Here is a 13,400-nt window from a genome sequence, read left to right on the forward strand (position 1 = left end):
TGATTTTAAAAGGCGGCTTCGGCCGCCTTTTTTATGCCACCAAATTGCGCTACTACCCCAAGCCTCATCCAAGTGGCACGGGAACCAACACCGGCATAGCACCAAGGGTCCTAGACTTACTTTGGCAGGATGTGATTTCGAACGGAGCTTCGCAGTATGAAAGTACCTTCGAGACGGTGTGCATTTCTTATTTGCACTCTGTTGATGTCGAGCTACGGCGTCTGTGCTGAGCTTGTCCTCAGAAACCAGCCCTGGCTCATGCCTTTCGATATCAATCACCCCGCCTACCCGGCAGATCCCGATAATTACCAGACCCCACCGGTACGTCAGCAGGACACTTACGATTTTGCCTGGCAATCGTTTATTGCACTGAACTGGCCCTGGAAACAAGGCGGCCCCGGAGGGCAACCAGATACCCACGGAAAGCTCGCCGGTCTCGCGAACAACAAAACTCCCCACCCCATCGTTGTGTGGGAGTCCTACATGAGCCCGGAGACAGCATTTACACCACCCAAATACTGGCCTGTCGAATGGGGTAATCCCGAGTTCAGCGCCCTCCAACGCCTGTCATCCCCTCCCTGCTATTCCGATAGCTACGTGTACGGACGCCCGTTTGCGCCGGGAATCAATCAGCCGTACACAAATTCGAATGTACCCACCGGTCCGCTGGTGGATCAAAACAAAGAGTTTGTGCGCGTAGAGGTGACCCTCAGCCAGCCGTACTTTCGCTACATCAAACAATTCAAATACTACGATGCCGATAACCAGGTGATTGCAGTCAACAACTTTATCGACCACGCCAACGAGTATGGAGAAGCTCCGCCGCCTGCCATGGGCTTGAGTGACAACAGCGACAACTTCCAGCCGCTACCCACGGGCCTGGAGTACTACATACGGGACCTGCCCCTGTATGCCCGCCAGGGTATTACTGAAGTAAAAGCTGCATGGAAAGTATTGAAAACAGAAGGGCCAGACGCGGATATCCCCGGGCGTTACTTCCGGCGTATGCTGCAGTTCCCGCAGCCGGATGGCAGCCTGAGTGAACCCACATTAATGGGACTGGTGGGCTTTCATATTCACAGGGTGACGCCCTTTGGGCATTTGCCGTCAACCTTTGAACACGTAGACAATGTACGCGTAGAGAAACGTTTCAACGATCCGCTGCCCAGCCCGATACACCCCGCATTCAATCCCGGTATGTCCGGCAGCTATCCACTCAAAAACGTGCCGGAGTATCCCAATGGATATGAGGTGGGAGGCAAGTCGGGTGAAGCGGGTTTGATACCGGCAACCTTCAAGCTCGGCGATCCGCTGCCGCTCAAGTCGGCTATCAAACAGGTAAATGTTTCTCGCGTAACGCCAATTCCACGGGATGTGCAGATTACCAACAAAAAGTACCAGTGGCTGCTACGCGATTCGGTGTGGTCTTATTACCAGTTAATCGGTACCCAGAACAAAAACCTGGAAGTACCGAACCGGCACCTCGGCCCCGGGATTCCCGGTGCCCAACATTCCAGCGTGCAGAACCTGGTCAATACCACGCTGGAAACCTACACACAAAAAGGATTCAGCTGCGCGCGCTGCCACCTCAACGCCTTCCCACACGGAGTCACGTCCTACCCACCGTATGAGAAGCGTTTTGAGGCGCTACACGTGATGAGTTTCCTGCTCCTCAATGCAAAATCCGGCCAGCAGGAAAACCCGCAGATGGGGTGCTCAATGCCCTGAGCGCGGCCGCTAGCGAACCGCCAATCAGGCGCCCTGAGCGCGCGCGGCACGGGCCGCATGCAATTTTTTGTAGCTGTCGATCAGACGCAAGTGCTTGTCCAGTCCTTCAAGCTGCATATTGGTGGGAGTGAGGCCATGGAAACGTACAGAACCCGTCACTGATCCGATCACGGCCTGCATGACATCTTCGCCATACATACGTCTGAGGTTGTAGGTGAAATCTTCCAGCTCAAGTTCATCGTCCAGAGCTATTTCCAGTACAGCCTGTACCGCACGGTAGAAGAGCCCCCGCTCCACGGTATTGTCGTTGTACTGCAGGAAGGCTTCGACCAGCTCCAGTGCTTCTTCATGGCGCTGCAAGGCAAGATATACCAGCAGCTTTAGCTCGAGTACGGTCAATTGGCCCCAAACGGTGTTCTCATCGAACTCCACACCGATCAACGTGATGATGGTTTCATAGTTATCGATCTGACTTTCTTCCAGGCGCTCCACCAGATCTTCCAGCTGCGCCTCGTCCAGGCGATGCAGATTGAGAATATCCTCGCGGTAGTCCAGCGCCTTATTGGTGTTATCCCAGATCAGATCCTCTACCGGGTACACCTCGGAATAACCGGGCACGAGAATCCGGCAGGCCGGTGCACCCAGTTCCTCAAAGGTTGCTACATACACTTCCTTGCCCAGCTCTTCGAGAATCTTGAACAGGCGCGCAGCTTCCGTGTCATTGGTGTCCGCGTGATTGCCAGAGAAATCCCACTCTACAAATTCATAATCGGATTTGGCGCTGAAGAAACGCCAGGAAACCACACCGGTGGAGTCGATAAAGTGCTCGACAAAGTTCTGCGGCTCAGTAACTTCCAGGCTGTTGAAGGTGGGTGGCGGTACGTCGTTCAGCCCTTCAAAACTACGGCCCTGCATCAGCTCAGTGAGGCTCCGTTCCAGAGCCACGTGGAAACTCGGGTGCGCGCCGAAAGAAGCAAATACACCACCGGTGCGCGGATTCATCAGGGTCACACACATCACCGGGAACTGACCGCCAAGGGATGCGTCCTTCACCAGGATCGGGAAACCCTGCTGCTCAAGTGCCTCGATGCCCTCGATGATGTCCGGGTACTGTTCCAGGACTTCGCGGGGCACGTCCGGTAGCGCAATTTCCTGCTCCAGGATCTCCCGCTTCACAGCACGCTCAAAAATCTCAGACAGGCATTGCACCTCGGCCTCCGCCAGGGTGTTGCCCGCACTCATGCCGTTACTGAGGAACAGGTTCTCGATCAGGTTGGAGGGAAAGTACACCACCTCTCCATCGGACTGGCGCACAAAAGGCAAGGAGCAGATGCCACGGTCGATACGACCAGAGTTGGTATCAATCAGGTTGGAGCCGCCAAGTTCCCCATCCGGGTTGTAAATCGCCAAGGTGTAGTCATCCAGAATGCCCTGCGGCAGTCCATCGCCCTCTTCCAGCTCAAACCACTTCTCGTTTGGATGGTGTACGAACTCGGCATTCGCGATTTCTTCTCCAAAGAACTGGTCGTTATAAAAGAAGTTGCAGTTGAGGCGCTCAATGAATTCACCCAGAGCGGAGCACAGCGCGCTTTCCTTGGTGGCTCCCTTACCGTTGGTAAAGCACATCGGAGAGGCCGCATCGCGGATATGCAGCGACCACACATGCGGCACGATATTGCGCCAGGACGAAATTTCTATCTTCATCCCCAGGTCGGCGAGGATCTTTGTCATGTTGGCAATGGTCTGCTCCAGCGGCAGGTCCTTGCCCTCGATCATGGTCTGGTGTTCGGCATCCGGCTCCACCATCAACAATGCCTGGGCATCCTCCGCCAGGTTCTCCACCGTCTCGATCTGGAAGTCCGGTCCGGTCTGGATCACCTTCTTCACGGTACAGCGGTCAATGGAGCGCAGAATTCCCTGCCGGTCCTTCTCCGAGATATCTTCCGGCAGCTCCACCTGAATCTTGAAGATCTGGTTGTAGCGGTTCTCCGGATCCACGATATTGTTCTGCGACAGGCGGATATTGTGGGTGGGTATATCCCTCGCCAGACAGTAGACCCGCACAAAATACGCCGCGCACAGGGCAGATGACGCCAGAAAATAATCAAATGGACTCGGTGCCGATCCATCCCCCTTGTAGCGGATGGGCTGATCGGTGATGACCGTAAAGTCGTCAAACTTGGCTTCAAGACGCAGGTTTTCGAGGAAGTTGACGTTGATTTCCATGGGGGAACTACCGGGATTTGAGAATTTGACCGCCTAAAGAGGCTGAGGCGCGGCATTATCCAGAATTTAGGGTAGCTCGTCTCGCTTTAACTGAGCGTGTTTCCCCGGCGATGCCGGACTGTCCTGACACTAGATCACAATCATTAGCGCCCTAGCGTTCCAACTACTGTGATCTGGGACAAAGTACAGCGAGAGCACAGGCTTATACTCTGCGCATTTCGCCCACCCCATAATCGAGAGGTACTTATGAAATTTCAATGGGTCACTTTTGCCGTTCTGGCAGCCGCGCTCAGCATGCCTTCACACGCTAAAAGCAACTCCGGCTTCGGGCTCGGCCTCGCCTACGACCTGGGGGTTGGTGTAACCGCACAGTTCCGCGGCACCTCGGTATTTGTGAACAGCGACGCACTGGCGCTGGACGTGCGTATTCACAATTTCAGCAACGACCTGGGTACCGTACATGCGTATATCGACGCAGGCGGATTCTACGAAGACGGAGGGCGCTACAGGGATAACGACCAAGCCGGCGTCCGTTTACCGGTGGGCCTGAGCTTCGGTATTGCACCCAGCCTGCAGGCCTATGTCCAGGCGGTCCCGAATTTCGCCTTTAGCGATAACGAAAACAAAGAGGGCTTTGGTGTCGACGGCGCGCTTGGCGTTCGCCTGCGCTTCTAGCAATACCCAAATTTCCGGTTGACCCAAAATAGCCATTGCAACACTAACTGCTGCAATGGCTCCTACCACAAATACACTTCTGCTACAGGTTCGTCAGTCATTTAGGCCTGGGAGACGGCTCGATTTCGAATGAAGGGAAGTCCGTTAGTCATTGACATCAACTTTGGTTTTAGCTTTAGCGCATTTTTTTCCACGTAATGCCATGACAGGTATGCGATTCCGAATACGATCGCAGTAGCTAAAACTGTGTGACCATATGGATTTAGCTGCGGGAACGATATCGCAACAATCTGCTGAACAGGCCAAGCATATATATAAACCCCGTAAGATATGTCTCCCAGCTTCGCATCAAGATCAATATGCTTAATTACGTATGCAAAGTAAAAAATCAGGTACGCAAAAAATGGCGGAGCAACGTATAAGTACCAATCTTTTCCAAACGAATAGGCCAACATCACCAGAGAAAAAACAGCGAGCTTCCCATTTACCGGCACTTTGTCGCGATTAATATAGAAAAATACGCCTACCAGGAAAAACAGCCCGGGACGCCCCCACTTTGCGTTGCCCCCTAATAGCGGAACATCTCCAAAGTGGAAGTAACTGAAAGCCAGAACTGCGGCGATAGTGGGATTGGCGATAGCTTTTCTGCCAAGCAAGCCGAAAAAACCGATAAAAGCGAGTAGAAAATAGCAATACACTTCCACGTTCAGAGTCCACAAGGAACCGTTGATAGCTTCCCTGCGATTATCTTCAAACACACCAGGAAGATTCCATTCCATTGGAAAAAATGCAAATGCATTTTTTACATACTCCCAAGTTTTCGGATTCGAAAAATAATCACCTAAAGACAGCGATGTAAGCACTGTACCGAGGGCGAAAACAGAGAGAAGCACACAAAGTGCGAGTCCGGGTACAACTCGAAGGAATCTTGATATGACGTAATCTTTGCACCCCCGGTTAAGCAAGCTAGCGCAAACAAGAAACCCGCTAATTACAAAAAAGCCGTGGACTGCGAAGCTCCCAATCCATTCGGAGCCTTTAAAAATCGCATTTACGGGGTTTTTCAAGCCATGAGTAGGCTGAATGGCAAAGCTATGTCCAAATAAAACCAGCCAGGCAAATATAAGTCTGATTAGAGTGAAATTGTTTTGCCGGTTTCCGTCGAAATCACTAAGTGTTTTATTTTCAGATATAATGCTCATAAACAGCCCAAGCCCGCCCTCCGCAATGACACAGAGCAGTCCGTAGATTTTATTGCGCGACTTGTAGCTCAGGTCTCCGACCTTCAATGAAACCCGCAATTAGAAATAACGCATTTTATCCAGGCGATGCGTAACATCAGCAAATGTAATCGTGATGAGAGAACAGAGGATAGTAGCGAAAATTCTTTTTAAATCAAACATATGGCAACCACCTCAAAGAGTAATACTACAAAAGGAGGTCAACTGTTGATCACTCGCTGACCTTAACACTCCAGTCCGGCGCTCTTAGGGTTCGATCATGTGCCGCTACCGTCATCTTCGTAGCCGGTCATTTCGAGATAGCCCTCACCGGTGTGGCTACCCCCGACCAATACAGGGCCCTCCCAGTAACGCAGTGTCCCCGGATTCCAGTAATCACCGGGCCAGGATCTGACCAGCAGGTTTAGCTGTACTGATGGTACTTTGACCCCCCACGCGACCGGCACTTCGCCAAAGCGGCTCTTCCTCAGCTGAACTGGATGCATACTGAACTCTTCAGCATCCAGGGCGCGCGACGTGCCATCCGCGGCAACCAGAGTAGCCGAGTAAAAATCCTCTAGACCTCGCACGCGAAACAGCATCAGGTGGCGCCCATCGTCGAGGTGCAGGGCCATCCAGTCCCAGCCTTCCTGTTCAGGTTTGAGATACTGGCTGCTCCACTCGCGGTCGAACCAGCCCTGCCCTGTGACTGCGTACACGGAGTCACCGATCTGAATTTCACCTTCGGTGACCTGCAGCGGATAGCTGAAATACATGGATCCACCACCGGCCGAGGATTTCGCACTGAAGCCACCATCACCGTTGAGCACCACCGGGCGCTGCGGCTGAATCTTGAGGCGATAACGAAAGTCACCCTCATCAACCACAAGCTGCCAGGTTTCGGCATCCAGGCTTTCTAACTCCCAGTGATCAATCCAGGCCTTGAATGGAGATACTTCCACCCCGGCCTGCGCCGTTCCGCCGCGGGCGGCGCGATCTGCGAAGTGGTGCTCTTGTGGGCGGCTGAGGGCTGCGTGCGCGAGCCAGATCTCATTCCGCTTCCAGCCCGGAGCCTTTTCCTGAAAAGGCCCCGGACGGATACCGCTGCGGAACAGGGTCCATTGCACGCCGAAGCGTTCGCCTTCGGCGCTTTGCAGGTTGGCCGTCAAGTACCACCATTCGAGACGGTACTCAGGATGTGGCCCCATATCTTCCGGCAGCTTGACGGTCATCCCCGGCTCCGCCTGACGGAAACCTTCCGGGGGATCACTAAGTGCGCCGAGCGACGACTCGGGAGCGGGCTCTTTTGCGCAACCGGCGAGCAGCAGAAAAACCAGCAGTATGCGACCGGGCCCCTTCATTTTTCTCTACTCATGCTTGAGTGTCTCCAACCGCACCGGGTTTCCAACCAGCACGCCCACGAGCGCGCCGATCAGCAGACATACCAGCCATACCTGCAACCAGAATCCCGGATAAAAATACAATGGCAGCGCCCAACCAAAAGCGGCGGGATTCACTCTTGCTACCAGTACCCAGCCAAGGAATATACCAAGCGGTATTGCAAATAAGGCGAGTAAACCGGTCACCAGCATACTGTGCGCAATCATGCGACGACGCAGTTGCTTTTGTTGCACACCATAAACATGGAGCAAGGTGTAACTCCCCTGCCGCATACGGAAAATAACCAGGCCCATCAGCGTCAGCGCGGTGCCCGCCAATCCCAGGGTCAACCCGTTTAGCAATTGTGTCATGTGGAAGGTGCGCGCGAAGGCGGCGTTGGCTGCCTGCTTCAACCCAGCTTGATCTCGCAGGCGGCTGCCCGCCATCCACGCATTTTTTTCCGGCCATTCACGCCAGCGAATTTTCCGGGTATCGCTCGCTCCCAATACAAACGTGGAGTACCGATTGGGCAGCGAGTCCGGCACCAGTGTCAGTGACAACATCAATTCGCCGTCCGGTCGACCGTAATCCGCGTATATCCCAAGCACCTCTCGAACGTGTAGCTCGGCCCCAATACGGAAACGAATGTGGTCGCCGACTGCCAGTGACTGCCGCCTTGACAGTTGCTCGTTGATCAGCACGCCGCGTGCTGGGAGTTCTGACCAGAGGTAGGGCACCGCATCTTTAAATGGCCAGTCCTGCAGTAACGGCGAGGCCGGGTCGATTGCCAGCACATCCACCGGCAATGCATCCACTGATCCGCCCTGCTGCAGCAAGGCGCGACCACGTACCATCGGTAAAACCATGGTCACGCCGTGCAGTTGCTCGAGTCGAGCACTCCACTCAGATGTAGTAACGGGCTGCCCCGGGTCCAGATAGAGATCCCCCTGTAGACGCTGGTCGAGCCACCGGGCAAAGGTGGATTCGAAGCCGTTGACCATTGCCTGCACACCGATAGCCGTGGCGATCGCAAACGCCAGTGCCGTAAGCGGCAGGCTCAACAAGCGGCAGAGCGCGCGCATCTCGGAACAGGACCACTCCAACAGCGGCTGCGTATTGTGGCCTTGCGCATAGTGGCATTCTGCGCGCGCAAACAGGTGATTGAGCACGTCCGGCAACAGCAAACCAACGCCGAGCAGACACCCCGTCGCGGAGACGAACACTAGCCACAGCGTGTCTGTCGCTAGCAACACCAGCAATGAAACTGCAAAAAAAAGTAATAGAGCGCCCAGCCATCGCCAGCGGCCTCGTGATCCACTGCTCGCCCCTGCCCCGCTACTCAGGGGGCCATGTCTCGGCTCCTGCCGCAGCATCAGTAAATCTAGACAGGCCCAGCTCACCACCACGGCCAGAATCAACACCATACCCAGCCAGGTTTCCGCCGTTGCTGCACTCTTCCCCAGAGTGTCCACGTTGAAAAGCCCACTCAACGTACCCTGGAATCCATCCGCCATTGCCGAAGCCAGGCGCTCCCCCAACCACACACCCAAAGTGCCACCAATCAGCGCCACCAGAAGTACTTCTGCGATCAAAGCCACACGTAACATTGACCTGGGAACACCCACTCGCACCAGTATCTCCAGACTGCGACGGCGCTGCTCCAGCGCAAAGCGATACACACTACGCACCAGTAACGCCGCAACCAAAAGCGCCAGCGCACCCAGCGCGTCGAGACTCAACAGGAAGGCGTTCACCAATGGATCCGGCTGCACACCGTAATCCTCCACCTGCCCAAGGTAGCCCTCGGGGAGTGGCAACTGATTCGTTTGGGTGCCCATCGCCGGCAACAGAATCTGTAACCTGCTGTTACTGGGGACGAGTGACGCCACTTCCGAGGCGACGGCGATATCCGTCAATAATTGCCCCCGGGGCAACCCGTCGACTTCGCCAAGCTCGAAACGGAGCGAGTCTGACAGTGATAGCTGGCGCCAGCGCGCAATATCCCGCGCACTGCCGAGCAGTAACGGACGATCTAGTGCGGACAGTAATTGACCGACAATCGGCAGTTCACGATCCGCCGCTTCTTCGTCAGGTGATTGACGGTATTGCCGCAGGCACGCGGCAGAGAAAGGGTCGATTCCAATCACAGCTGGCGCATCGTTGGCGGCAACGCGCACTTCCAGACGCGGCGATACACAAAGTCCCGACCGGCGCAGGCGTACAAAATCGTCCACCGCCAGCGGCTCCCCATCGGTACGCACGACACTCAACAACGGCTCCAGAGCCGTCGTGGATTTCGCCACCGCATTTTCCGCCGATCCCGTCAGCGAGCGCACCCCGCTCCACAGCATGGCGGCACAGAGCAGGATCAATAGCAGTCCCAGCAGCTGTCCCGGATGGCGGCGGTAATGGCTCAGGAAGACGCCGGCGAGACCCATGGGCTCAGGGCTCCTTCCTGAAGTTCGAGGATTCGATCGCAACGCTGGGCAAGCTCCGGATTGTGGGTGACGATCAGTGCCCCCAGCTTGCGCTCACGAATGGCGTCAAAAAAAAGCGGTACCACCCGTTCGGCAGTTGCATAATCAAGGCTCCCGGTAGGCTCATCGGCAAGGATCAGATCCGGTTGCATGGCAAACGCACACGCCAGCGCGGCGCGCTGTCGCTGGCCACCAGAGAGTTGATCAGGGTAACGGTGTGCGGTTTCGGCAATGCCCAGCTGTTCCAGCAACGTGTCTCCGTCGTGCGTTTGCAGACCCGCAAGCCCGGCGCGAAACGCTATATTGCGGGAGACAGTGAGCGTGGGAATCAAATTGCCATCCTGAAACAGTGTGGCAATGCGCGTGCGGCGTAGCTCAGCCCACTGGGCCTCTGTCAGCTGCGTGCTATCGCGCCCGAATACCTCGAGTAAGCCGTTATCAGGGACCAGCAGGCCATTGAGGAGATTCAGCAATGTGCTCTTGCCCGAACCCGAGGGCCCGATAACAGCCACAGACTCGCCCCGCTGTAACTCCAGAGAAACGCCTTGCAGCACGTTGATATGCTCACGACTGTTGTCATAGGAACAGCAAAGCCCTTGGGCCCGGATGAGAATGTCACTCATAGATTGGACGAACGAATGAATAGTGGACTTTAGTTTAACCCAGCCATTTACCTGGCTATCTATTGCGAAATACCAAGTATCAAAACACGTCGATTAGCCCTTAAGAGCTATATTTTCGAGCACAAATAGTAAATTTTTCCGCCATTTATACATTTCAAGAATTATATTTGCACTCACAGTGTGAAAAATAATAAAGTCTTGGCGCGCTACACATCACACCTAAAACAAACAATACGTCACATTTTCCTCGAACTGTTCGCACTCCCAGCTTGGGCGCGCCCGAAAATTCGAGGTTTCGACCATGGGGATGACGCCATCATGTTTAAACAGTTATTGATCGTTACTTTAATTACCACGCTTTCTGGCTGTACCTACCTGCGTGAAAAAACAATGCCTGAAGATAGGGACCTGCTGAGTGGCCCCGGCAGCCTATTTGATGAAAATAAATCTGTAGAGACATTATTGCAGAAGTATCAGTATCTGGACGCCAACGGAGACTACACGCCGATTCAAGAAGGTACTGTACTAAATAGCGATCAAGAGTTGCATCGTCGAAATTCCCTGCAAGACGAGCTGATCGCGCTTTCCAATGAACGCTGCAATCACTATAAGCGTGTGCTCATGTCCTCCAAGAACCAGGCCAGTGTATTTTGGGGCGGCACCAGTCTCTTGATGTCTGGTGCTGGTGCAATCGTCTCCCATGGCGCTACTGCCAATGCATTCTCGGGTGTTGCCGCCGCAGCGACGGGTATTAATTCGGAGTACGATAAAGCGTATTTCAATGAATTGAGTATTAATGTCATCGTGTCAGGTATCGACAAGAAACGCAGTGCAATGTTGGCGAATATTAGAAAAGAACGAGACGAAGGGCTGGTCAAATACTCAGCGCAACGTGCCATATCAGAGGTCATTGAATACCACGGCGCCTGCAGCGCAATCTCAGGCCTTTCTGCTGCCGATACTTCATTACAAAAGAGTGATGGCGCAGATCTGCTATAAAAACTGAATTCATTCCGCATACTGTGGAAATCCGAAAGGACGGACAGAAGTACGACACGATAGTCTTTACTGGCCACTCCCTTGGCGGTGGCCTGGCTCAGTATTCGCAGAGGTTTTTCAAGAATTCAAAGTCTATCGTTTTTGATCCATCTCCAAATAGATGGGTGACTATTCTCGCTATTTTCGAAGGAACCAAAGTATCCATTTAACGCAACGCGTGTATACGAAAAGGGGAAATTCTTGAACTGCCAAGAAAGGGCATCGATCCTGACCTTAGCTTCGATTGGTCGCCCGGAAAGAAGGGAAAATCTACAATCTGGTTAGATTTTTATGATGACGGCCCGCAAAAAGGCCACAGTATCCGTGACCTTGCCATGAGTTTAACAAAAGTTTCTGCAATAGCTGGTAGCAATACTGCCTCCAGGCACCTGAACACAATCCATACGTCGAGAGTAGAAGCGAATCTAAATCGATAGCGGATATATCACAGGTAATGCTCCGACTTAGACGCCGACGATGCGTGAACGGAATTTGCGTCCCTTGAGTTTTCCGTTGGCTAGCTTGTTCAGCGCCTTCTTCGCCACCGGGCGCTCCACGGCAACAAAGGTGGAAAAATCGAACAGCTGGATCTTGCCGATCTGCTTGCCATCGATACCGCCTTCGCCAGTGAGCGCGCCGACCACATCGCCGGCGCGTACTTTCTGTTTTTTACCGCCATCAATCTGCAGGGTAGACATGACAGGCCGAGTAGGACTGAATCCGCGGGGCAGTTCCGGCACTTCCTGCAGGGTGATTTTCTGCTGCATCAGCTCTTCCAGCCGCTCCAGCTTGTAGATCTCTTTCTTGCTGACCAGAGATAGCGCCACACCCTTCTGCCCTGCCCGCCCGGTACGTCCCACGCGGTGCACATGCACTTCCGGATCGCGGGAGAGATGGTAATTCACCACCACAGGTAGTTCTTCGATATCCAGTCCACGTGCGGCCACATCGGTTGCCACCAGGATGGACGCGCTGCCGTTAGCAAACAGGGCCAGCGTGCGGTCGCGATCTTTCTGTTCCATATCACCGTGCAGGGCGAGCGCGGCAAAGCCTGCGCGCTTCAGCGTCTGCGCGGCTTCATCGGTTTCTTTTTTGGTATTGCAGAACACCAGAGCGGACGAAGCATCGTGATTGGCAAGCAGCTGATACAACGCTGCGGGCCGCGCTTCGTTATTTTCCACCCGGTAGTAATTCTGCTCGATGGAGCTCTTGGTATGTGTTGCAGCTACCTCAACTTTCACCGGATTACGCAGAACCCGGGTGGCCAAAGCATCAATGGTTTTGGGATAGGTGGCAGAGAACAGCAGCGTCTGCCGCTGCTGTGGCAGCTCGGCCAAGATCTGGTCCAGCACTGCCTGGAAGCCCATATCCAGCATGCGGTCGGCCTCGTCCAATACCAGCGTCTCCACGTTGCCCAGGTCGAGGTTACCCTTGCGCAGGTGGTCCTCAATACGGCCAGGGGTACCCACCACAATATGGGCACCGTGTTTGAGGGAGCCGATCTGAGGACCGAAGGGCATACCACCGCACAGTGTAAGGATCTTGATGTTGTGAATGGCGCGGGCCAGCTTGCGCAATTCCCGCGCCACCTGGTCCGCCAGCTCGCGGGTGGGACACAAGACCAGCGCCTGCACCCGAAACCGCTCAACCCGCAGCTTGTGCAGCAGGCCGAGACCAAACGCCACCGTCTTACCAGACCCTGTCTTGGCCTGGCCGATCACGTCCTCACCGGCGACAATCGCCGGCAGCGCCGCGGCCTGAATTTCGGTCAGACGCTCATACCCCAGGTCTTCCAGGTTCTTCAAAAGCGGTTTTTGCAGTGGCAGAGACTGGAATTCGCGAGGGTGATTGGATTCGGGAGTGGTCACAGAATAGGCTCAGTTGGGGAAAATAGCGGCGTATTGTAGGCAAGAACCGAGCTATTTCCCATCGGAAACCGCCACCAGGTCGTGCAGGTCCGCCAGCTCACAAGCTGGTTTATTCACTGGAACTTGTAACCAATAGAAAGGGACTGAATGTTCAGTCCCTTTCTA

General features: G+C 54.4%; 10 protein-coding genes. 4 read left to right on the forward strand and 6 right to left on the reverse strand.

The features are described from left to right. The first annotated feature begins 258 nt into the window (after window positions 1-258). Complete coding sequence (locus B4U49_RS15900) at window positions 259-1,728, forward strand: hypothetical protein (RefSeq protein ID WP_078085594.1); 1,470 nt, start codon at window positions 259-261, stop codon at window positions 1,726-1,728. A 24-nt stretch (window positions 1,729-1,752) separates the two neighbouring features. Here the strand turns inward: B4U49_RS15900 and B4U49_RS15905 are convergent, their stop codons facing one another. Continuing rightward, complete coding sequence (locus tag B4U49_RS15905) at window positions 1,753-3,954, reverse strand: OsmC domain/YcaO domain-containing protein (RefSeq protein WP_078085595.1); 2,202 nt, start codon at window positions 3,952-3,954, stop codon at window positions 1,753-1,755. Between the two features lie 246 nt (window positions 3,955-4,200). On the opposite strand from B4U49_RS15905, the gene B4U49_RS15910 reads away from it, so the two are divergent. Further along, a complete protein-coding gene (locus B4U49_RS15910; RefSeq protein WP_078085596.1) occupies window positions 4,201-4,629 on the forward strand; it encodes a hypothetical protein in 429 nt (142 codons plus the stop codon). Between the two features lie 101 nt (window positions 4,630-4,730). Here B4U49_RS15910 and B4U49_RS15915 read toward each other — a convergent pair whose 3' ends face one another. The 4 genes from B4U49_RS15915 to B4U49_RS15930 form a co-directional block, all read right to left on the reverse strand. Beyond that, a complete protein-coding gene (locus B4U49_RS15915) occupies window positions 4,731-5,918 on the reverse strand; it encodes an acyltransferase family protein (RefSeq protein WP_078085597.1) in 1,188 nt (395 codons plus the stop codon). A gap of 209 nt (window positions 5,919-6,127) precedes the next feature. Next, window positions 6,128-7,210, reverse strand: a complete 1,083-nt coding sequence (locus tag B4U49_RS15920) for a lipocalin-like domain-containing protein (protein WP_078085598.1) — start codon at window positions 7,208-7,210, stop codon at window positions 6,128-6,130. Between the two features lie 6 nt (window positions 7,211-7,216). Then, on the reverse strand, window positions 7,217-9,667 hold the full coding sequence (locus B4U49_RS15925) for an FtsX-like permease family protein (protein ID WP_078085599.1): 2,451 nt from the start codon (window positions 9,665-9,667) through the stop codon (window positions 7,217-7,219). Further along, complete coding sequence (locus tag B4U49_RS15930; protein ID WP_078085600.1) at window positions 9,643-10,329, reverse strand: ABC transporter ATP-binding protein; 687 nt, start codon at window positions 10,327-10,329, stop codon at window positions 9,643-9,645. The genes B4U49_RS15925 and B4U49_RS15930 overlap by 25 nt, the downstream gene beginning before the upstream one ends. 180 nt (window positions 10,330-10,509) lie before the next feature. Here B4U49_RS15930 and B4U49_RS15935 point away from each other — a divergent pair, with 180 nt between their 5' ends. Both B4U49_RS15935 and B4U49_RS19570 read left to right on the forward strand, forming a co-directional pair. Further along, entirely contained in the window at window positions 10,510-11,328 is an 819-nt protein-coding gene (locus tag B4U49_RS15935; RefSeq protein ID WP_143735704.1) for a hypothetical protein, read from the forward strand. A 23-nt stretch (window positions 11,329-11,351) separates the two neighbouring features. Beyond that, complete coding sequence (locus B4U49_RS19570; RefSeq protein WP_158078642.1) at window positions 11,352-11,537, forward strand: lipase family protein; 186 nt, start codon at window positions 11,352-11,354, stop codon at window positions 11,535-11,537. A gap of 294 nt (window positions 11,538-11,831) precedes the next feature. Here B4U49_RS19570 and dbpA read toward each other — a convergent pair whose 3' ends face one another. Beyond that, complete coding sequence (dbpA, locus tag B4U49_RS15940; RefSeq protein WP_078085602.1) at window positions 11,832-13,235, reverse strand: ATP-dependent RNA helicase DbpA; 1,404 nt, start codon at window positions 13,233-13,235, stop codon at window positions 11,832-11,834. Window positions 13,236-13,400 lie beyond the last annotated feature (165 nt).

The organism is Microbulbifer mangrovi, from assembly GCF_002009015.1.
Lineage (GTDB): Bacteria > Pseudomonadota > Gammaproteobacteria > Pseudomonadales > Cellvibrionaceae > Microbulbifer > Microbulbifer mangrovi.

Bases quoted from the DNA above. Each gene is read 5' to 3' on its own strand.
- B4U49_RS15925 (WP_078085599.1), bottom strand. From the start codon at position 9,667: ATGGGTCTCGCCGGCGTCTTCCTGAGCCATTACCGCCGCCATCCGGGA.
- B4U49_RS15920 (WP_078085598.1), bottom strand. From the start codon at position 7,210: ATGAAGGGGCCCGGTCGCATACTGCTGGTTTTTCTGCTGCTCGCCGGT.
- B4U49_RS15905 (WP_078085595.1), bottom strand. From the start codon at position 3,954: ATGGAAATCAACGTCAACTTCCTCGAAAACCTGCGTCTTGAAGCCAAG.
- B4U49_RS15900 (WP_078085594.1), top strand. From the start codon at position 259: ATGCCTTTCGATATCAATCACCCCGCCTACCCGGCAGATCCCGATAAT.
- B4U49_RS15910 (WP_078085596.1), top strand. From the start codon at position 4,201: ATGAAATTTCAATGGGTCACTTTTGCCGTTCTGGCAGCCGCGCTCAGC.
- B4U49_RS15930 (WP_078085600.1), bottom strand. From the start codon at position 10,329: ATGAGTGACATTCTCATCCGGGCCCAAGGGCTTTGCTGTTCCTATGAC.